At 53.3% G+C, this 19,390-nt stretch carries 18 protein-coding genes; 3 read left to right on the top strand and 15 right to left on the bottom strand.

The features are described 5' to 3' along the window. Positions 1–18: 18 nt before the first annotated feature. Positions 19–1,116: a redox-regulated ATPase YchF gene (ychF, locus tag NQU17_03515; GenBank protein ID UUM12642.1), complete on the bottom strand. Its 1,098-nt coding sequence runs from the start codon at positions 1,114–1,116 to the stop codon at positions 19–21. 146 nt (positions 1,117–1,262) lie between these two features. Beyond that, the gene (locus NQU17_03510) at positions 1,263–2,636 is read right to left on the bottom strand and encodes an ISLre2 family transposase (protein ID UUM12641.1); all 1,374 of its coding nucleotides are present in this window, start codon (positions 2,634–2,636) and stop codon (positions 1,263–1,265) included. Positions 2,637–2,867: 231 nt separating this feature from the next. Here NQU17_03510 and NQU17_03505 point away from each other — a divergent pair, with 231 nt between their 5' ends. Next, positions 2,868–3,494: a hypothetical protein gene (locus NQU17_03505; GenBank protein UUM12640.1), complete on the top strand. Its 627-nt coding sequence runs from the start codon at positions 2,868–2,870 to the stop codon at positions 3,492–3,494. After that, positions 3,491–4,789 (top strand): ISAs1 family transposase, encoded by a 1,299-nt coding sequence (locus NQU17_03500; GenBank protein UUM12639.1) that lies wholly within the window; start codon positions 3,491–3,493, stop codon positions 4,787–4,789. Before NQU17_03505 ends, NQU17_03500 begins: the two co-directional genes overlap by 4 nt. Positions 4,790–4,968: 179 nt before the next feature. Here NQU17_03500 and NQU17_03495 read toward each other — a convergent pair whose 3' ends face one another. From NQU17_03495 to NQU17_03445, 11 genes are all read right to left on the bottom strand, one after another. Beyond that, complete coding sequence (locus NQU17_03495; GenBank protein UUM12638.1) at positions 4,969–5,538, bottom strand: flavodoxin family protein; 570 nt, start codon at positions 5,536–5,538, stop codon at positions 4,969–4,971. Next, entirely contained in the window at positions 5,535–5,906 is a 372-nt protein-coding gene (locus NQU17_03490; protein UUM12637.1) for a DUF1801 domain-containing protein, read from the bottom strand. The genes NQU17_03495 and NQU17_03490 overlap by 4 nt, the downstream gene beginning before the upstream one ends. A 27-nt stretch (positions 5,907–5,933) precedes the next feature. Further along, positions 5,934–7,478 carry an Eco57I restriction-modification methylase domain-containing protein gene (locus NQU17_03485; protein ID UUM12636.1) on the bottom strand — a complete coding sequence of 515 codons (1,545 nt, stop codon included), beginning with the start codon at positions 7,476–7,478 and terminating at the stop codon, positions 5,934–5,936. Beyond that, the gene (locus NQU17_03480) at positions 7,471–8,112 is read right to left on the bottom strand and encodes a cyclodeaminase/cyclohydrolase family protein (protein ID UUM12635.1); all 642 of its coding nucleotides are present in this window, start codon (positions 8,110–8,112) and stop codon (positions 7,471–7,473) included. Before NQU17_03480 ends, NQU17_03485 begins: the two co-directional genes overlap by 8 nt. Positions 8,113–8,365: 253 nt before the next feature. Continuing rightward, a complete protein-coding gene (locus NQU17_03475; protein ID UUM12634.1) occupies positions 8,366–9,199 on the bottom strand; it encodes a hypothetical protein in 834 nt (277 codons plus the stop codon). Beyond that, positions 9,196–10,998 carry an aspartate--tRNA ligase gene (gene aspS, locus NQU17_03470; GenBank protein UUM12633.1) on the bottom strand — a complete coding sequence of 601 codons (1,803 nt, stop codon included), beginning with the start codon at positions 10,996–10,998 and terminating at the stop codon, positions 9,196–9,198. The genes NQU17_03475 and aspS overlap by 4 nt, the downstream gene beginning before the upstream one ends. 155 nt (positions 10,999–11,153) lie before the next feature. Next, positions 11,154–12,653 (bottom strand): coproporphyrinogen dehydrogenase HemZ, encoded by a 1,500-nt coding sequence (gene hemZ / locus NQU17_03465; GenBank protein UUM12632.1) that lies wholly within the window; start codon positions 12,651–12,653, stop codon positions 11,154–11,156. Between the two features lie 4 nt (positions 12,654–12,657). Then, positions 12,658–13,260: an MBL fold metallo-hydrolase gene (locus NQU17_03460; GenBank protein UUM12631.1), complete on the bottom strand. Its 603-nt coding sequence runs from the start codon at positions 13,258–13,260 to the stop codon at positions 12,658–12,660. Between the two features lie 10 nt (positions 13,261–13,270). Then, entirely contained in the window at positions 13,271–13,720 is a 450-nt protein-coding gene (dtd, locus tag NQU17_03455; GenBank protein ID UUM12630.1) for a D-aminoacyl-tRNA deacylase, read from the bottom strand. Positions 13,721–13,729: 9 nt separating this feature from the next. Beyond that, positions 13,730–15,934, bottom strand: a complete 2,205-nt coding sequence (locus NQU17_03450) for a bifunctional (p)ppGpp synthetase/guanosine-3',5'-bis(diphosphate) 3'-pyrophosphohydrolase (GenBank protein ID UUM12629.1) — start codon at positions 15,932–15,934, stop codon at positions 13,730–13,732. A gap of 125 nt (positions 15,935–16,059) precedes the next feature. Next, entirely contained in the window at positions 16,060–16,578 is a 519-nt protein-coding gene (locus tag NQU17_03445; GenBank protein ID UUM12628.1) for an adenine phosphoribosyltransferase, read from the bottom strand. 249 nt (positions 16,579–16,827) lie between these two features. Between NQU17_03445 and NQU17_03440 the strand changes: the two genes are divergently transcribed. Beyond that, a complete protein-coding gene (locus NQU17_03440; GenBank protein ID UUM12627.1) occupies positions 16,828–17,334 on the top strand; it encodes a hypothetical protein in 507 nt (168 codons plus the stop codon). A 289-nt stretch (positions 17,335–17,623) separates the two neighbouring features. Here NQU17_03440 and NQU17_03435 read toward each other — a convergent pair whose 3' ends face one another. Beyond that, positions 17,624–18,940, bottom strand: coding sequence for a M56 family metallopeptidase (locus NQU17_03435; GenBank protein UUM12626.1), 1,317 nt, complete (start codon positions 18,938–18,940; stop codon positions 17,624–17,626). Between the two features lie 2 nt (positions 18,941–18,942). Then, positions 18,943–19,341: a BlaI/MecI/CopY family transcriptional regulator gene (locus tag NQU17_03430; GenBank protein ID UUM13450.1), complete on the bottom strand. Its 399-nt coding sequence runs from the start codon at positions 19,339–19,341 to the stop codon at positions 18,943–18,945. Positions 19,342–19,390 lie beyond the last annotated feature (49 nt).

The following is a 19,390-nucleotide window of genomic DNA, read 5'->3' as shown; positions in this document are numbered from 1 at the left end:
AGAAATGCCTGAACGACCCTAGACGTTGAACCGGAAGTTCACCACATCGCCGTCCTGCATGATGTATTCCTTGCCTTCCAGGCGGAACAGCCCCTTCTCTTTGGCATGGGCTTCCGAGCCGCAGGCAATGAGATCATTGAAGGAAACAATTTCGGCCCGAATGAAGCCTCGTTCGATATCGGAATGAATTTTTCCGGCTGCCTGGGGCGCTTTGGTGCCTTTCTTGATGGTCCAGGCTCTGGATTCCATGGGTCCGGCGGTCAGGAAGCTCATCAGCCCCAGCAGGTCATAGCTTTCCTTGACCAGCTGGTCCAGCCCGGTTTCCTTTAATCCGTACTCTGACAGCATTTCATGTTTCTCGGCATCGGACAGACCGGACATGTCTTCTTCCAACTTGGCGCAGACGACAATAACGCCAGCCCCTTCCTGATGGGCATAGTTTCTGATTTTTTCCACCATGTCATTATTCAGGTTGCCTGCGGCCAGATCATCTTCGGAAATGTTGGCGACATACAGAACTTTTTTCGAAGTGATCAGGAAAAACTGGCGGACAATCTCTTCCTCTTCCGGTGTGAATTCTAATGTCCGGACCGGTTTCTCCAGTTCCAGATGAGCCTTGATTCGTTCCATCAGGGCATACTCGACCTTTGCCGTCTTATCGCCTGAACGGACCTGGCGCAGGGACTTATCCATGCGTTTTTCCAGCACTTCCAGATCGGCCAGAATCAGTTCCAGATTGATGGTCTCGATATCCCGGATCGGATCCACGTTGCCGTCCACATGAACGACATTGGGATCTTCAAAAGCCCGGACGACATGGACAATGGCTTCGACTTCACGGATATGGGACAGGAACTTGTTGCCCAAACCTTCGCCTTTGGAAGCACCTTTTACCAGACCGGCAATATCATAGAACTCGATCGCCGTTTCAACTTTCTTTTTGGAATGATATACCTCGGCCAGGCGGTCCAGCCGCTCGTCCGGCACCGCGACGACACCGACATTGGGTTCAATGGTGCAAAAGGGATAATTGGCTGACTCTGCGCCAGCCTGCGTAATGGCATTAAAAAGGGTGCTTTTCCCGACATTGGGCAGCCCCACGATTCCTAATTTCATAAATTCAACTCCTCACGTTTACCACTGCTCATTATAACCCATGGACTCCCTTTTGTTCAAGGCAGACCATCCCATCGATAGTGTCAACTTACTTTCGGTTCAAAAACTGAATAAGCCTGCCGTGCGGATTCCAAGTAGCCCGGGTTTTACGATTTATACCACCCAAAATGAGGCGTTGCATAGCTGATTGAACCTTGTTTTACCGGGTAGACCCGGCTCTTCTTCACGATCCGTTTTTCCAGCCTCAAAAGTCGGGCTTCCTTCTTCTTTTCTTTCTCTTTGGCAGCGAAGTAGCCCATGAGATCCCCGCCATTGAGGACGAAAACTCGCATGCGCGCTATATTCTCAGCACCTACTGTGCTCCACCCCATCGGGCGTGAAGATAACCGTGAGGAAAGCACATGACTGACATGCCCTTCCGCACTGCAGCCCTGATAGCCCGACTTGGCCGCGTTCTGGATCGATTCCCAGTTGGACACAAGATAGGTTTGCATCTCGCCTAACTTCTTTTCCTGGGTCTTTTTAAGCGGCAATCCCGCCGCTGATTCGAAGAATGTGTTGATGTCCTCAAGGGAGTCCATGCTGATGGCGTCTTTGAGGTACCAGTAATATTCATCCTTTGTCCCTTTGTAGGAATCAATCGGCGTTGCCGCCTGGCGCAGGGCCTTTTCCAGGTGGAACTTATCCAGATAGAGCTTGCATCGAGGCAGAATCTGGGCACCCATCTTGATCCAGGTCGCCCCATCCCCTGATAAGGAGATTTCCTCGATCTTATCTACCTCATAAGCCGAGTTCAGGTAATCGAACACTTCGTACCACAGTTCATCCGAGTTGCCCTTGTAGAAGCCTGCAAATCGACGTACACCCATTAAGGCCTTGCGTCTCTTCCCGACACTCTGCTGCCCCTCATGGACGTAGATCAGCCGCATCTGCTGATTGGAACCGTCCTGCATAGCTACATGATCCTCATCGGCCTCAATATAGATCCGAGATACCACTTTTTTCTGAGGCAGGGGTCCCTCAGAAGACTCAATGTTCCCCAGTCGATGGACCAGATTCATTACCGTAGTGCGGCTGGTAATTCCGCTGCTTGCATAGCGCTCCACCGTCCCCTGGTAAGAAATATCTTTAGCACTGGAGAGAAGACACGAGGCTAGTTCCCGGCTGATTCTCTGATGGGGCTCAAGGCCCAGAAGACGATCCACCAGACACACATGGTGATTAGTCTTTTTATCCCGAAAGTACGTCCGGTCAAAGACCACAGGTCCGGCTGTAGTAGCGATGGTTTTTGTTTGATTACGCCGTTCGATGGAGTAATCCTTTTTCCGTAACTGTGAGTTCCTCAGGCGCTCATCGAGTACCTGAACATAATCCTGGATCTGCTCACGGGCAATCCGATCCGTCAGCTCGTGAGTCTCCTGGACCACTTGATCCATGGTGAGGGTACCGCTTGCCATTCTTGAATCAAAACCTTGTCTGAGAGAGGTGAACATTGAGTTGAAATCTGTTAAGATAGGCATGAGAATAAGTCCTTTCGTGTAGTTTGTTTGTTGTTGTTACTAACATTCTAGCACTTGGGCTTATTCTCTTTCATTTTCGACCTACAGTAACTTTACACTAACCATCCCATCGATAGGATAAACGCATCAATTAGCCTTCATTTTAACCGACAAATGACTTCCCCTTGTTATTTGTCGGTTTTTAGCACATAATTGTATTACATACTATGTAATACAAAAGGTGGTGAAGGCATGGCTGATTATCCCGATTGGGTGCTTAAACATAAGAAACCAGGTACCTACATCAACGTCGTCAAAGGTAAGTACTATCTGTATGCCGCCCATTCGGAGCGGATCAAAGGTACAGACAAAGTTCGGCGGGTCAGTGATGGTTATCTGGGTCGGATCACTGAGGAAGATGGCTTGATCCCGCCCAAGGACAAAGTGAATGAGCCACCGGTTGTTTTGGAGTTTGGCATGTCCACAACGGTTCTTACCATCTGCGAGAACATCCACAAAGGCCTGCGCCGTACTTTCACCAAAGCTGGTGACCTGGTCATGGCAGCATCCATCCTCTCGTTTTTGTATGGAACTTACGACTCTCTTCTGTTCAAACAATCCTATCTATCCAGGCGCTTCCCAGACCTTGATTTTGACGCGGTTCTGACAAAGCCCCAAGAGTTTGGGATCCAGCGGAGTCAATTGATGATCCGGGACACAATGGCTAGACACTTTGGTGAGGATCTTCCAACCGTGATGCTCCTTTTTCCTCTGGTCTACATGGTCAGCATCAATGACCGGGTTTACCGTTCCGCGGAACCCGAGGTCACCAGACAACTACGATTGAAATATAACTTGAAGTGGGAGGACCAGCTATGAGCAAGATTTGCAGACCCATCCTGGAATACCGGGAAGTCATCAAAGCCACCGGCATAACCATTGACGAGTACACCCCTCCCCAAAAGATCATGAAGCGTTTTATTCGCCTGTTCCGGGAGATCGAAGATGTCAGGATCCAGGCGATGACCGACTACCCGCTCGAGGAGATCCTGGTGATCGCCTTTCTGGCGGTGCTTGGCAATGCCTCGAGTTGGAATGAGATCGAGCGGTTTGGCAATGCCAAGCACAAGTGGCTGAAAAAATTCCTGAAGCTGAACAATGGGATTCCTTCTCATGACACGTTTCGCCGGGTCTTCTCACTGATTGCCTCGGAGCAGCTGGAAAAGGCTACTGTACTGTTTCTAATGGAGAATATGGCTGTCCTCAGGAAGTCTTTGGGCATCAAATCATCGGTACGTCAACTGTGCATTGATGGGAAAGAAGAACGCGGTACGGGACGCAAAGCCGGTACTGATCAGGAGATCCGTAATCTGCAGACTCTGCATATCTACGATGCCTCCAATGGCGTCTGCATAGTCTCTCATCAGATCGACAGCAAAACCAATGAGATCCCCGCTGCCCAGGAAGCACTCAAAATGCTCCAACTCAAAAATGCCATCGTCACCTTTGATGCTCTGCACACGCAGACCAAAACCATCGGAATCATCATGGAGCGAGGCGGAAACTATGTTGGTGCCCTGAAGGGTAATCAGGGAAAATTGGCACTGGCTGCCGCTGAATCCTTCACGGAGAAGAATAAAGTCAGAATTCGAAAAGCTGGAAAGAATTATTACGAGACCACTGAAAAATCTCACAGTCAGATTGAAACCAGGCAGTTCTATATGACCAAGGCCATTGATCTGGATAAGGAGTGGCAGGGGCTTCGTAATTTCATCTGTTACGAGAAAAGGATATTCAGCACAATAACCGGCAAAGAGAGCACTGAAATCCGATACTATATCACCAGTCTCAATGATGTTGAACTCGGCGGAGACGCGATCCGGGGGCATTGGAGTGTGGAAAACCAGCTGCACTGGCATCTGGACTATACCTTCCACGAAGACGACAACACGACAGTGGATCGACAGGCGTTCACCAATTTGAGCATCCTCAATAAGATGGCCTTGTCCCTGTTCAAACTGGTCCAGCCACTGATGAAAAAGAACAGCAGTATCCGGCTTATCCGGAAGGATTTCTCCTGGGGATTCGAAGATAATCTGGCTAAGCTGCTCAATTCCTTTGACGAGAATGTCTTGAAAAACGCTTTAGAAAATGCAAATTTGAATAAAAAATAGGGATCTTGGAGAAAGCGACAAAAACCTTGGGGAAAGTGCGCTCCAAAATCACCTTTCAAGCTGAAACTGTCCCCTGGCCTGTAATGGCCAGGGGACAGTTTCCTTTAAGGTTATGTTGTTTGAATTGATGCGTTTGTCCTATCCCATCGAGAATCTCCGGCCTCTGCCAGGCAATTCCGTCAGGGTCTGACCGGCGGTTCGACGAAGCCGTTGAGAAACAGCGCCAGCTCATCCAGAGCGCGGTGTGTGCCTTGATCCTCCCGGGCCGGTACCCGATCGGTATCACTGGCGGTCACCGTGGGCCAGATGGATTGTACGCCCATATTCTTCAGCAGAATGTGGCAGCTGTGTTCAGGATAAATCAGGTTGCAGTGGCCGGCATAAGCTAACAGAAGCGCGCCTTTTTTCGGGTTGGGAAACAGTGTCTCCTGCCGGAGAAAGCGGGCGCTCCAGTAGACCTGAACCTTGGACAGAACCCGCAGGAGCTCTCCGGTCACTTCACTGAAATAGATCGGCGAGGCCAGGATGATATTATCACAGGAGCGGATCCGGTCATCCAGCTCCTGAAAATCCGGAAACACGCAGTGCGGATGGGTCCAGCAGTAGCGGCAGTCCACACAACTTTTCACGCCGCAGGTATAGGCGTCAATGACATGGACTTCACCGCTGAGGCGCTCACTCAGATAATCAATCATAAACCGGGTGTCTCCCTGCTTACGGGGAGAACCGTTGAATATCAGGGTTTTCATTTCAGTATTTTCTCCAGCTGCTCCCTGGCGCTGAGCGTCAGGGTCCGGATCAGCTCCGGCGGAATCGGATTCTCATGCGGAAACTGAATCGCGCCTTTGCTGGTTTTATAGGCTGAGAGGGCCTGCGCGTGATCCAGAATGACCTGGGGTCCGGGATAGAATCCGATGTGCTGTCTGGATCCTCCGATATGGCACATATTCTTGCCGCGCCATTGAAAGGTGGGAATGCCATAGGCAATTTTTTCGGTTACCTCCGGCACCAGCTCATGAATCTGGGCTCGGATCGCTTCCAGGCGGTCCCGGACCGCTGGAGGCATCGCTGCCAGATATGCGTTGACGTCCTGACTGTATGTTTCCTTTGGCTGCATCGCGTCATCCTCCTTGTTCTTGATCACTTATGATTTATCAGATTCAGGTCCCAGCTCCTGGGTCAGCCGCTGCTGAATGTGGGCGATGAACTGATCGGGATCGGGCACATTGACCGGATCGGGAATACAGATCCGTTTCAGCCGGTGCGGATAATATTCGTAGAGCTCCCCGCCCAGCTTTTTCAGTTCAGTTTTGATATAGGCGTCATAGAGTGGACTGTTCAGAAGCCGGCACAGCCACTCCAGATCGATCTCCGTCCGATAGGAGTAGATATCCGCCGAGTGAAACACGTTCTGTGCGGGCACGAACAGACTCCCGGCTCCCTTGTAGGGAAACAGGACGCGGCGGGATTCAAACAAGGCGCGAGCTCTGCCCCACTGCAGCTGATAAAAGCGGATCATCCTTTTTTTCACTTCACGGCGCCCGGACAACCGGTCCCGGTGCTGCTCAATGTACCTCATGAAATTCGGACAGTCTCCAGCGGCCGCATCAGCATAGATCAGTCGGTTGATCCGACGGATGCCCCTCAGGTCCGTGGACTTGATCCAGTCCACCAGCAGTTCGTCCTCGATGCGCCAAGCGGCAGCTTCCTTCGGGGTCAGCACAAAGGCCTTGTCAAAACCGGTGATGATCCCCTGGTAGAATTCACCCGCCTGGCCCAGGGTCATGGCACATTCCTGCTCCAGAATGCGCCGCATGATCCGTTCCTGCCGCGTCAGCAGCTTCATGGAATCAGAACTCAGCGCGTCGGAAGAAATGACGAATTCTCCGACATCTTCCCGCCACACGGGGATGTCATAAGGGACTGCTGCCTGTCCTTTTGCCAGGACGATCAGAATCGGATCCACCCCGGCCCCGAAGGGACGGCTGCCGTACCAGTCATGCAGATACAGAATCCGGAAATGGTTCAGCACAAACCGGCGCAGGTCCTGGCCTGAATCCGCTTCCAGCCAGTAGCGCGAGACCAGAAGGGACAGAATGCCGCCTTCGGGCAGAAGCTCCCAGGCCTTGGCAAAAAAAGCAAAATGGAGATCAGCCTTGTCTCCCATAACGTGCGGAAAAAGCGATTTGACCCGTTCCTTCTCCGCCGGACTCATGCCCTTGTGACCTTCATAGGGCGGGTTGCCGATGATCACATCATACCGTCCGGCGGCCTCCAGAAAATCACCGGTACAGACCCTCACCCCGGGGTGTTCCATCTCGGCAATGGCCAGCGCGGTGACATCGCGGTCCATCAGCTGCACGCTGGCACCTGCCTGAACGAAAGGAGCGGCCAGATCACCGGTCCCTCCGGAACAGTCCAGGATTGAATCCGTCGCCTGCCAGGGAGTGCGTTCAAACAGGAGTCGAGCCAGTTCCGGCGGTGTATAGACCGAGCTGTTGACTTTTTCCCGGACGCGGCTGGCGTACAGTCCCGACAGGGAGGGCTCACGTTTCGATGCGCCACGGCCTCTGGGCCGCCATTTCTCCAGGATGACCTGTTTTTGCGCCTCATAGTCAGAGAAGGGAGCCTTATCAAAGAGCTCCCTTAATCTGACGATATCCAGTTGAAATTCGTCCGGACTATGCATCCAGCTTCTTGGAAACAGAACTGTAGATCTTGTTAACCCGCTCGGTGGATTCAGCCAGCAGGCCATTCATCCGCTCCACATATTCCACTTTCTTCGCTTCGTCCTTTACCATGGGCAGGTTGATCTTGACATTGAGCAGGGCAGCCTTGATGGCAGCATCCAGCATCAGCGCAGCGACTCCGGCATCGGACACGGCATTGGGGTTGCCATAGTTGTTGGCCAGTTCAATGGCGTCCCAGGCTTTGGCCGCAGACACGGCAATTTTTTCCGGCGTAGTGATAATATCAACCTTGGCCTGATCCAGCGCTGCTTTGCGGGCTGCCTTCTCTTCCTCGGTTTCCTTCGGCATCTTCAGAGCGCTCATGAAGCGGTTGAAGCTGGCGGTATCTTCTTCGACCAGGTCGATGAACTCTGTTTTCAGTTTCAGCATGTCTTCCCGTCTGGTCTTCATCTCCTCGATGATTTCCGGAGCCAGGCCTTCGCCGGCTTTGTTGTCAATGGTCAGATTGAACACCATGCTGGTGAGGGCTGCGCCCAGGGAAGCGGCCAGACCTGCGGTGGAACCGCCGCCCGGTGCCGGTGAAACCGAAGCCAGTTCATTCACAAACGTATCCAAATTCATTTCTCTTAACATTATTTTTCCTCCAGAATTTTAATTTCGCGTTATCTATCTGCATTATAACAGGAAGTCCCCTTGGATGGAATTGGATTCCCCCAGGTTGGAAAGGTTGTCAGTTCGCCCCCAAAAAACAATCGCCATCTCCTCCGGATCAGACCGTCCGAGGACAGGCCCGGATCTATGATTTCTCTGTGCTTGATCCGGACAGAGAGGCAGGAAAAGCAAAAAGCCTGACTGCTCAGGCTTTTTGTGTTTCCATTATTTTTGCTTACTGGGGCTTGCCCTGCGCGGAACCGGCTTTGGCCTGGGTCTGACGTCTGGCTTCTTCCGTGGCTTTAATCAGCTTGACCGGTTTCGCCCGTTTCAGGTCCTTGGCTTTGTCATCCGGTTTCTTTCTGGGTGCCGGTTTCTTGTCGGCCTGGGAGGAAACCAGGACACTGCGGGAGGTTTTAAGGCGCTCCGCCAGCAGATCAATGAAAAAGTTCTGGGATTTGTCGGACACGATGATCAGTTCCAGCTTGGGATCCTGAGAGCCCTCGACAATAATGGAATCTTTGGAGCGATGCATTTTTTCCAGGTGATCAAACGGAATCGCGTCGGTTCCGACCACAATGCCGTCCCGATACTGTCCGGTCAGGGTTCCCAGAAAATCAAATCCGCCCAGCATGCCTCCGGTGGATTCCAGCCGGAAAGCCCGCTTCTTCTGCGTGAGGAGCCGATCCGGAAATGCTCCGCCCAGCTGAGCCAGAATGGCGGCAGCCACCCCGGCGATAATCACGCCGGCAACCAGATAGGATGGTAGCCGGTAATTCGCCAGGCGGGCCATGACGATCAGGAAAGCTGCATACAGGATCAGGATTGCCACCGGATAGAGATAGTAGGCATAGGACCTGAGCCGGACAGCGGGCAGCTGCAGCACTTTCAGAATGCGGAAGAGACCCCGAAGCACCAGCGTCAGGATGAAATAATTCAGCACAAAGAACAGGATGCCGCCGATGACACGGTCCGTCAGATCAATTTTCTGAGCCGACATCAGATACTGCAAAATAACCGACAGCAGTGCCGTGAGCACCAGCGATGGGGTGTTTAGCGCCTTTTTCATTCCTGACCTTCCTCCGATCCCGATTCAGACTTGGCCAGGGCGATGCCCAGTTCTTTCAGCTGCTTGTCATCCACCACATTGGGAGCTTCGGTCAGCGGACAGAATGCGTTCTGATTCTTGGGGAAGGCAATGACATCCTTGATATTGTCTGTTCCGGCCAGGAACATGATCAGCCGGTCAAAACCGAAGGCCAGACCGCCATGGGGCGGTGGACCGTACTTGAATGCTTCCAGCAGATAGCCAAAGCGGGCCCAGGCTTCTTCCTGGGTAAAGCCCAGCAGCTGGAACATGCGTTCCTGCAGATCCTGACGATGGATTCGGATGGATCCACCGCCCAGTTCTTCGCCGTTCAAGACCATGTCGTAGGCTTTGGCCCGAACCTTTCCCGGATCGGAAGCCATCAGCTCGATGTCCTCATCCATGGGTGAGGTAAAGGGATGATGAGCTGCCACATAGCGGCTCTCTTCCTCCGAATATTCCAGGAGCGGGAATTCAGTGACCCAGACAAATTTAAATACATCCTGCGGGATCAGTCCGTGCTTTTTCGCCAGTTCCAGACGCAGAGCACCCAGGGACTGGAATACCACGCTGTCCTTATCTGCCACAATCAGAATCAGATCGCCGGTTTTGGCGCCGCAGGCCTCAGCGATGCGGGCCAGTCCGGCCTCATCGAAGAACTTGCCGATGGAAGCCTTGATGCCGTCGGCCTTCAGCGCCACGGTAGCCAGCCCCTTGGCTTTATAGGTCTTGACGAATTCACCCAGACGGTCGAGATCCTTGCGGCCGGTGTCGGCACCGTCCTCCAGGACCAGAGCGCGAACCGATCCGCCATTGTCAATGGCCTGACGGAATACGACGAAGTCGGTATCCCGAACCGCGTCGGTTATGTTTTTGATTTCCATGCCAAAGCGCAGGTCCGGCTTGTCCGAACCGAACCGGTCCATGGCTTCCCGATAGGGCAGGCGCTCAAACGGAACCGGAATTTCCACATTCAGGACATCCTGGAAGACCTTTTGAATCAGGCCTTCGTTCAGGGTCTGGATTTCCACCTCTCCCAGGAAGGAGGTTTCAATATCGATCTGGGTGAACTCCGGCTGACGGTTGGCCCGCAGATCTTCGTCCCGGAAGCATTTCACCACCTGGAAATAGCGGTCGAAGCCGGCCACCATCAGCAGCTGCTTGAACAGCTGAGGTGACTGGGGCAGTGCGTAGAACGTTCCCGGATAGTTTCTGGACGGCACCAGATAATCCCGGGCGCCTTCCGGAGTGGAACGGGCCAGGGTCGGGGTTTCCACTTCAATAAAGCCGTTCTGGTTGAAATACTCACGGACCGAGTGAGCGGCCCGGGAACGCAGGAACAGAATCCGCTGCATGTCGGGGCGACGCAGGTCCAGATAGCGGTACTTCATGCGAACGTCTTCCCGGGCATCCAGATTCTCCATCACCTGAATGGGCGGAGTTTCCGATTCAGACAGAATTTTCAGCTCCGTCGCGTTAATTTCGATTTCACCGGTGGGAAGATTGGGGTTGACGGATTCCCGGGCAGCCACCTGGCCGGTGATTGCCACACAGTATTCCCGGCGCAGTCCCTTGGCTTTTTCCAGAGCTGCCGGCGCCACTTCCTCGCGGAACACTACCTGACAGATGCCCGCGCGGTCGCGAACGTCGCTGAAAATAATGGATCCCTTGTCCCGGCTCGTCTGGATCCAGCCCATGACGGTCACGGTCTGACCGATGTGTTCCCTGTTCAGTTCGCCGCACATGTTCGTGCGTCTGACATTGCCTAATGCCTCTCCCATATCCGTTACCTCTTTTCTTAAAATCCTTGATGAGGACGCTTTCGTCCGCTGGTAAGCCCTATGCCGGAGAGAACTCTGTTTCGATGCTCTCCTGACTGCCCGAACCGGCGGCGGCATTGCGGCCTCCGGGCCCGGCCGAGCGCTGGGCTGACTTCTTAATCATTATAATAGCTGTCTGGCCTTTCTGACAAATCCAATCGTTCCCTGGCCCGGGACAGTACCCCGGCTTTCGCGGCCAGACTCTCATTCAGAGAACGCAGATAGAGCTCCAGATCCTTGTACCCGTTATGTCTTAACAGGAGCGGAGATCCTGACTCACCGGCCGCCCCCGTCACGACCCGGGTAATGCCCGATGCCCCGCAGGCTGCGATGGTGTCGGTTTCCTCGATCATGGCGATGTTGTAGCGGCTGGCATGATCCCCCCGGGTAAATCCGACGTTCTCAAGATTGCCCAGGGTGTTCTTGTTTCGGTAGAGATAGTACGGCTCATAGCCGGCCCGTGCCAGTTCGTCATAGACGATCCGGTACATGGCACTCACCCGGTCCCGAGTTTGGGAATCCACCTGAGTCAGGCTGGCGCCTTTTTTCAAAGCCAGACCGTGAATCGTGATGTTTTCCGGCCCCAGGGCACAGGCCCGCCGGATGGAGGCGGCCGCCTCTGCCACGGATTCACCGGGCAGCCCCAGGATCAGATCCATGTTGATGGACTCAAAATTCAGACTGCGCGCCTGGTCAAGACACGTTTCGATATCCCGGCCGGTGTGAGTCCGGCCCATGGACTGCAGCGTCCGGTCGCAGAACGTCTGTGGGTTGATGCTCAGCCGCGTGACGCCCAGTTCCTTCATCAGGCTCAGCTTTTCCGGGGTAATGGTATCCGGCCGACCGGCCTCCACCGTGAACTCCGTCATGGGCGAAGCCGAACGAAAGGTCTGGATGGCAGCCGTCAGGATCCTGCGCAGCGACTCGGCGGACCCAGACGTCGGCGTCCCGCCGCCGAAATAGAGGTAGCCCGGTTCCAGGCCCAGTGTTTTCAGAAGCTCTCCCGTTCTTTGGATATCCTGCAGAAGCGCTTCCTCATATCGCGCCATGGCCGCCTGATTGGCCGAGGGATAGGACAGGAACGAGCAGTAGAAACATTTGGTTGGGCAGAACGGCATATCCAGATAGATGCCGATCCGTCCATCCTGCCAGCCCTGCAGCAGTTTCTGTTCCGTTTTAGCCACCCGGATCGCCAGATCCAGCTTTTCCTCCGTCACCAGGTACCGCTCCAAAAGCTGGGCACGGATCGCTGGTTCCGACCGGCCCGCCGTCAGTGCCGTCAGGACCAGCTTGGTGGGACGAACGCCAATGAGCGTACCCCAGGGAATGCGTTGTCCGGTCCATTCTGACAGGAAGGAAAAGACGGCCCGCTTGCAGCTTTCCTTATCCGTTCCCGGATATTCCCGTTCCCGGCCCGACGAGCGGTCCTGGATCCGGATGACATTCATCGGGCGATCGGCCAGCACGGCCAAATCTGGTTTGGATAAAGAAGTTTCCACTTCCATCGAGCCGCTGACAAAGAGCCGGGCGGTATGATAGATGTGGAAAACATAAGATTCTTCATTGGTGCTGATGCGCAGATCCGATATCCGGACGGGACTGACTTGCCCGGTCATGGGATTACTTATTCCCCTTGACGAACATGTTGTACTTCTTTTCATGGGCAATATCGGTCTCATCTTCATGTCCGGAATAAACCCTGGTATGATCGGGCAGAGCATACAGCTTTTCCCGGACAGAATGCAGGAGCGCGTCGTAATCTCCGCCGGGCAGATCGGAACGCCCGATGGAATGGCGGAACAGCGTATCGCCGGCAAACAGATGATCTTCCAACAGGTAGCAGACGCCGCCCTCGGTATGCCCCGGGGTTTCAATCACCCGGATTTCATGGCCGGCAAAAGGAATGATCATGCCGTCGAAAACCGGAAGGGTTTCACTGGCCAAATCTCCGAAAATCCGGGTATCCTCATCAATGGCCTGGCGGTCGGCCGGATGCAGGTAGACCGGAACCGGACGGGCTTTGGTGATGCCGTCGACGCCGTTGACGTGGTCCAGGTGCCCGTGGGTAAGCAGGATGAACCGGAGGTTCAGCCCATGCAGGTCCAGATAATTCAGCACTTCCACGGGACGGTCGCCCGGATCCACCAGAAAAGCGTCGTGGCCTTCCGAGACGATATAGCAGTTGGACTGGAACATGCCCAGTGCCAGTTTTTGAATATTCATGTAAGACCTCCTAGAACAGCTTGGTTGAGTCAAGCAGGATCGTCACCGGTCCGTCATTAACGATGGTGACTTCCATTTCCGCGCCGAATTCGCCGGTATCCACCCGCAGACCGCGCTGGCGCAGCCGATCACGCAGTGTTTCATACAAGACCTTCGCCGCCTCGCCTTTCTGAGCGTGAATATAGGACGGCCGGCGCCCCTTACGGGCATCCCCGTACAGAGTGAACTGCGAAACGAGCAGAACCTCTCCCCTCGCGTCCTCCAGGGAAACATTCATCACGCCGTTTTCATCATCAAACAAGCGCAGTCCCGCGATTTTATCCTCGATGTATTGCAGATCCTTTTCGGTGTCCTCTGTGGAAATACCCAAAAGGACCGTGAACCCGGGTCCGATCTGTCCGATCACGTTCCCGTCGACGGAAACGTTGGACCGCTTGACCCGCTGAACGACTGCTCTCATATGATTCTCCTAGTTGTTGCCCATGCGCTGGACATCCAGCACCGAGGGCAGTTTTTTGATGCGTCGGCTCAGTTCGTTGAGCAGCGCGATATTGGAAACCAGCAGGGACAGATTGACCACCGCCTCACCGTTTTTCTTGTTTTCCGCGTTGACCGAGTTGATGGCTACCTTCATTTCGTTGAGAACCAGCATCACGTCTGTCAGCAGAGCGGGACGATCCACCGCCTCAATCTTGAGACGGGCAGAATAAAGTTCCTGAGACTGCGATTCCCACTCCACGCCCACAAAGCGCGAGGGCTCCTCTTTTTCCCGAAGGGTTTTCAGATTGCTGCAGTCCGCCCGATGAACTGAAATCCCCCGGAAATTGGTAATGTAACCGACAATGTCATCCCCTGGCAGGGGATTGCAGCATTTGGAAAAGCGGACCTCGACATTGTCCATGCCGGTGACGGTAACGCCGAAGAAATTCCGGGCCTTCTTTTTTTTGCGCTCTTCAGCCTTCTTTTTGGAATCTTCCACCAGAGCGGCGGCATTGGCCAGTTCCTGTTCCAACGTGGGCGGCTTTTCCTGTTTTTCCTTTTCTTCCAGGCCCTGGATCAGAAAATTGACAACAAACGCCGGCGTAACCTGACCCGTACCGACAACCACCATCAGGTCATCAATGCTGTTGCCGTGGTATTTCTCAATGATGCGGTGCAGCGGAACGCCCCGGGCAATGTCTCCGAAGTTGCGGTCACGCCGCTTGGCTTCTTTTTCCAGAAGCTCCTTGCCCTTGGCAATGTTCTCTTCCCGCTTTTCCTTTTTGAACCAGCCGCGGATTTTCGATTTGGCCTGGTTGGATTTGACAATGTTGAGCCAGTGAATGGACGGGCCCTTGTTGGAATTGGAGGTGACGATTTCGACGATTTCTCCCGTTTTCAGGCGGTAATCCAGGGAGACCATGTTGCCGTTGACTTTGGCACCCACCGCCTTGTGCCCAACATCGGTATGGATCCGATAGGCAAAATCGATGGGGCTGGAATCCGACGGCAGATTGATGACTTCACCTTTGGGCGTGAAGACAAAAACTTCATCCTCAAACAAGTCGACCTTGAAGCCTTCCATGAATTCATCGGCATCCGTCGTATCCTTCTGCCACTCCAGCATGTCGCGCAGCCAGACGTAGCGCTTGTCGACCGAGGCCTGGTCATTGCCTTCCTTATAGTTCCAGTGAGCCGCAATGCCGTATTCCGCGGTGCGGTGCATGTCAAAGGTGCGGATCTGGATTTCGAATGGCTTGCCCTGAGGGCCGATGACGGTAGTATGAAGGCTCTGATACATGTTGGGCTTGGGCATGGCGATGTAGTCTTTAAACCGTCCGGGAATCGGCTTGTAGATGGTATGGACGATACCCAGCGCGGCATAACAGTCCTTGATGGAATCCACGATCACGCGGATTGCGGTCAGATCGAAGATCTGATCGATGGTCTTGGACTGATTGTTCATCTTTTTATAGATGGAGTAGAAATGCTTGGGCCGCCCGTCGATCTCGCATTCAATGCCGGCATCGTGCAGCCGCTCGACGATTTCGCCCATGACGCGGTGGATATATTCCTCGCGCTCCTTGCGTTTTTCGGCGATCTGATCCACCAGGTCATAGTACTCGGTCGGATTGAGATAGCGGAACGCCAGGTCTTCCAGTTCCCACTTGATGCGGAACAGACCCAGCCGGTGAGCCAGCGGGGCGTAGATGTCAAAGACTTCCTTGGCCTTTTCCTTCTGCTTTTCCGGGCTTTTGAAGCGCAGGGTGCGCATATTGTGCAAACGGTCCGCCAGTTTGATCAGAACGACTCGAATGTCCTTGGCCATCGCCAGAACCATCTTGCGGACATTGTCTGCCTGTTCTTCCTCGCGGCTTTTGTATTCGATTTTACCGAGTTTGGTAACCCCTTCCACCAGTTCGGCTATTTCCGTGCCGAACTCGCGCTCGATGTCCTCATACGTATGGTCGGAATCTTCCACCACATCATGCAGCAGCGCGGCCGCAATCGTATTGGTATCCATTCCGATGTCCACCAGTATGGACGCTACTTCAATGGGATGGATCACATAGGGCTCTCCCGACAGGCGCATTTGTCCCTGGTGGGCCTCACTGGCTAAATTATAGGCTCTGATGATGACTTCTTTATCGATATTTCCCGCCCGATCAATCTTGGACAATAATCCCTGGATCACCTCTGGTCACCTCCCGGTTGATTTTGAGTTCGAAAAAAGCCCTTTTCCAAGGGCTCACCTCATGAAAACAATGAGAATATTATATATGATCTGTGATGAACTTGTCTATCTTTGGTCGATTCCGACTAAAATTCGTAGGTTACCATGCTCTCCACGTTGTATCCGGCGAGCTTGTCACGGCCTTTGAGGCCTGTCAGTTCAATCACAAAGTCCACGGAGACCACTTCGGCGCCGGCCAGCTCAAGCAGGTCCTTGCAGGCAGCTATGGTACCGCCGGTGGCCAGAAGGTCATCAATGATGGCTACCCGCATTCCGGGCCAGATGGCGTCCTTATGGACTTCCAGCGTATCCTTGCCGTATTCCAGGTCATAAGTCAGAGAGTAGGTATCAGACGGCAGCTTGCCTTTCTTGCGGATCGGCAGAAAGCCGACTTCCAGGGCATACGCTACCGGGACACCGAAAATGAATCCCCGGGCTTCCGGACCGGCCACGGCATCGATTTTCAAATCACGAAGGCGGGCCGCCATGGCGTCCACCATTTCTTTGAACACCGGACCGTTCTTGATCACCGTTGTAATATCCTTGAAGCTGATTCCGGGCTTCGGGAAGTCCTCAATGACTCTGATATGCTCTTTAAAATCCATAACGTTCTCCTTTTGTCCAATGCGTCAATTGATTTGACATCACTCCTATTTTATCACGGTTCGATTAAAATGATTCAAAACGGGCGTATAATTTGTCGTTCTGGCATCAGCTTGCCGGCTCCGTCATGATAATTCTTTGACAATGCCACCTCTTTTTACATTTTTCTGAAAATATGTTATACTATATTCAGATAAGTCGCTAAACGTGGTTTCGCCACGTTTTCCTTTTTACTGCCACAGGAGGAATTGATGTTTCATAAAAATGATTTGGTGCTCTATCGCACCGAGGGGGTCTACAGAGTGGAAGACATCTGTGTACCCGACATTTCTGGCACCAGTGACAGGCTTTATTACGTGATGCAGTCCCTATCCACCCAGACCACGGCGTATACCCCCGTGGACGCGGAGGTTAACATGCGGCGGATCTGTTCCCGGCCCGAAGCGCTCAAGGCGCTCAGCGAACTCCGTGAGATGGAAGCCGTGGATCTCTCGACCCTCAGCCACAAGCATTTAAAGGATTTCTACGCCAAAGCCATTAAAGACCAGAATTTCACCAATCTGCTGGCTCTCTACAAATCCATCAATCAGAAGAAAGATTCGCTTGAGGGAACCACCAAAAAGCTATGCCAGACCGACACCGCCTATTTACGCAAAATTCTTACCCTGCTGACGGAAGAAATCGCACTGTGCTTTGACATCAAGGATGATGAAGCCGTCCTGATGCTGGACCGGGCTCTTTCCCCTGACCTCAACTGATCCGGCCTGTTTCTCATCCGACAGATTATAGTATGGAATGGCATCAGCCAGAGGCTCAATGAATCTGCCCCTGACTCCCTTCCAAGCTGACCAGGAATCTTTTTTTCAAACAGGCAATCGCTGCAACTCACTAATAAGGCATATTTTCATATGAAATGCATCAGCCCCGGCCGTCTGGCCGGGGCTTTTTATTCGCACACGTCATGTTTTCGCTTTTCTCTCATCCGGACGATTAGCGAAACTATATTTCTGTATCATATGACGTCAGCAGTAAAAAATAAAAATCAAATCAGTGGATCAGCTCGTAGATCCTGATATTCATGCCCTCGGCAATCCATATCGGCTCACCGTTTAAAAAGAAGATCCGATATGACAGGCTGTCCTGGTTGTCTTCCGCATAGTATGTATACACGCTCATCTCCTGGGCATCGCTGAACTTTGGCACGGACTTGCCCTTGCCCCAGAAGAACGACGGGTCTCCCAGCTCTTTCTCCAAAGCGCTTTGCGAATAGTAACTTCTTGTCGCGGACTTGCTTTCGAAGGATACAGTTCCATCCTGTTTGACCAGTTTCAGAGCGGTGGGCGAAAGGATCTGAATCTGACCCAGATGTTCTCCGGTCATGGGACGGTAGGACACAACACCGGCACAAACCAGCGGCCCGGCCCGGAAGGTGCCAGTCTGAATTCCCTGGGTCAGTGAGGTCGCCGGGTCCGTCAGGAAACAGCCTGCCAGCATGAGGGTGGCCACCAGGGCAAGAACCGTCATCGACCGACGGGGTTTCTGATAGCGCAGGATCTTCACGATTCGTTCTCTGACCCCCACTTCGCCAAAGGCCAGCGGACCTGCCGCCAGACCGTGCCGCGGCAAGCTCAGGGTCAGCAGTCCTCTGGCATAGTCCTGGCGTTGGGGCACCGTCATAGCTCGAATCACTCGTTCGTCACAGGTCAGTTCCAGATCCCGGCAGAACAGGATATAAGCGGTCCAGACCAATGGGTTGAACCAATGAACAGACATAAGGAGAAAGCCAAGCAGTTTCCACCACTGATCCCCTCTGGCCAGATGTGACTGCTCATGGGCTTCCACCAAAGGCAGCGTCCCAGCTTCCAGCTGGGAGGGCAGATAAATCCGGGGGCAGAAATATCCCAGGATAAACGGACTCCCCACCTCATCGCAAAGCCACAGGTTATCCCGCAGCCGCACGGCCGCGCGGACTTTTCGCCGCAGATTCCAGTAACTGGTCAGGGCATACAGCAGCATCAGTGAAAGTCCGATCAGCCAGATCAGTCCGAAGAACGACCAGGAAGATGATGCCACCAGGGCAGTTCCGGACAGATCCTGAGCCACAGGATTTCCTGCCGACGGTTTTTGAGTCAGTCCACCGATAGCACCCTGAGCAAGGGGCTGAGCCAGACGCTGGACAGGAATCAGGCTCCAGCTGCTTTTTACGGACACCGGCAGCATCAGTCGAAGTGCTGTCAGTGACCAGAGGATAAGCCGAAATGACTTCGGCGTCTCCCGCAGCAGACAGCGCAGGAACAACACTCCGATGATAAGCCAGCTGGCCTTCAGGCTGAGCGATAACACCTCATAAAACTGACGATCCATCCCTATTCCTCCCCGCTTGACTCAATCAAACGTCTGATTTCAGCAATTTCCGCCTCAGACAGTGCCTGGGTTCGGGTAAAGGCAGCGATAAACTGCGGCAGTGACCCTTGAAAGGACTCCTTTACGATCCGCTCGGTCTGTATCGACTGAAACTCGGAGCGCGAGATCCGGGAGCTAACGGTCCCCTTCAGATTTTGAAAAAGTCCCCGCTCCGATAATTTTTTCAGCACGGTATAGGTTGTAGATTTTTTCCAGTTCAGCTGAGCCTCACATAATCGGACCAGATCCTGCGATGAAATGTGTTCATGGTCCCAGATCAGATCCGCAAACCGAGATTCAATCACGCCAAGTTTCAAATTCAGCGTTGGTTTATTTTTTGTCTGACATGATGATTGATCCATTAATTGATCCTTTGTCTGATCCATTGACTGCCTCCTCACCGCTTGATTA

The organism is Clostridiaceae bacterium HFYG-1003 (genome assembly GCA_024579835.1).
Lineage (GTDB): Bacteria > Bacillota > Clostridia > Clostridiales > Clostridiaceae > JG1575.
Note: the sequence above shows the minus strand (reverse complement) of the source record. Positions and strands in the feature narration are given on the sequence as shown.

Bases quoted from the DNA above. Each gene is read 5' to 3' on its own strand.
- ychF (UUM12642.1), bottom strand. From the start codon at position 1,116: ATGAAATTAGGAATCGTGGGGCTGCCCAATGTCGGGAAAAGCACCCTT.
- NQU17_03510 (UUM12641.1), bottom strand. From the start codon at position 2,636: ATGCCTATCTTAACAGATTTCAACTCAATGTTCACCTCTCTCAGACAA.
- NQU17_03505 (UUM12640.1), top strand. From the start codon at position 2,868: ATGGCTGATTATCCCGATTGGGTGCTTAAACATAAGAAACCAGGTACC.
- NQU17_03500 (UUM12639.1), top strand. From the start codon at position 3,491: ATGAGCAAGATTTGCAGACCCATCCTGGAATACCGGGAAGTCATCAAA.
- NQU17_03495 (UUM12638.1), bottom strand. From the start codon at position 5,538: ATGAAAACCCTGATATTCAACGGTTCTCCCCGTAAGCAGGGAGACACC.
- NQU17_03490 (UUM12637.1), bottom strand. From the start codon at position 5,906: ATGCAGCCAAAGGAAACATACAGTCAGGACGTCAACGCATATCTGGCA.
- NQU17_03485 (UUM12636.1), bottom strand. From the start codon at position 7,478: ATGCATAGTCCGGACGAATTTCAACTGGATATCGTCAGATTAAGGGAG.
- NQU17_03480 (UUM12635.1), bottom strand. From the start codon at position 8,112: ATGTTAAGAGAAATGAATTTGGATACGTTTGTGAATGAACTGGCTTCG.
- NQU17_03475 (UUM12634.1), bottom strand. From the start codon at position 9,199: ATGAAAAAGGCGCTAAACACCCCATCGCTGGTGCTCACGGCACTGCTG.
- aspS (UUM12633.1), bottom strand. From the start codon at position 10,998: ATGGGAGAGGCATTAGGCAATGTCAGACGCACGAACATGTGCGGCGAA.
- hemZ (UUM12632.1), bottom strand. From the start codon at position 12,653: ATGACCGGGCAAGTCAGTCCCGTCCGGATATCGGATCTGCGCATCAGC.
- NQU17_03460 (UUM12631.1), bottom strand. From the start codon at position 13,260: ATGAATATTCAAAAACTGGCACTGGGCATGTTCCAGTCCAACTGCTAT.
- dtd (UUM12630.1), bottom strand. From the start codon at position 13,720: ATGAGAGCAGTCGTTCAGCGGGTCAAGCGGTCCAACGTTTCCGTCGAC.
- NQU17_03445 (UUM12628.1), bottom strand. From the start codon at position 16,578: ATGGATTTTAAAGAGCATATCAGAGTCATTGAGGACTTCCCGAAGCCC.
- NQU17_03440 (UUM12627.1), top strand. From the start codon at position 16,828: ATGTTTCATAAAAATGATTTGGTGCTCTATCGCACCGAGGGGGTCTAC.
- NQU17_03435 (UUM12626.1), bottom strand. From the start codon at position 18,940: ATGGATCGTCAGTTTTATGAGGTGTTATCGCTCAGCCTGAAGGCCAGC.
- NQU17_03430 (UUM13450.1), bottom strand. From the start codon at position 19,341: ATGGATCAATCATCATGTCAGACAAAAAATAAACCAACGCTGAATTTG.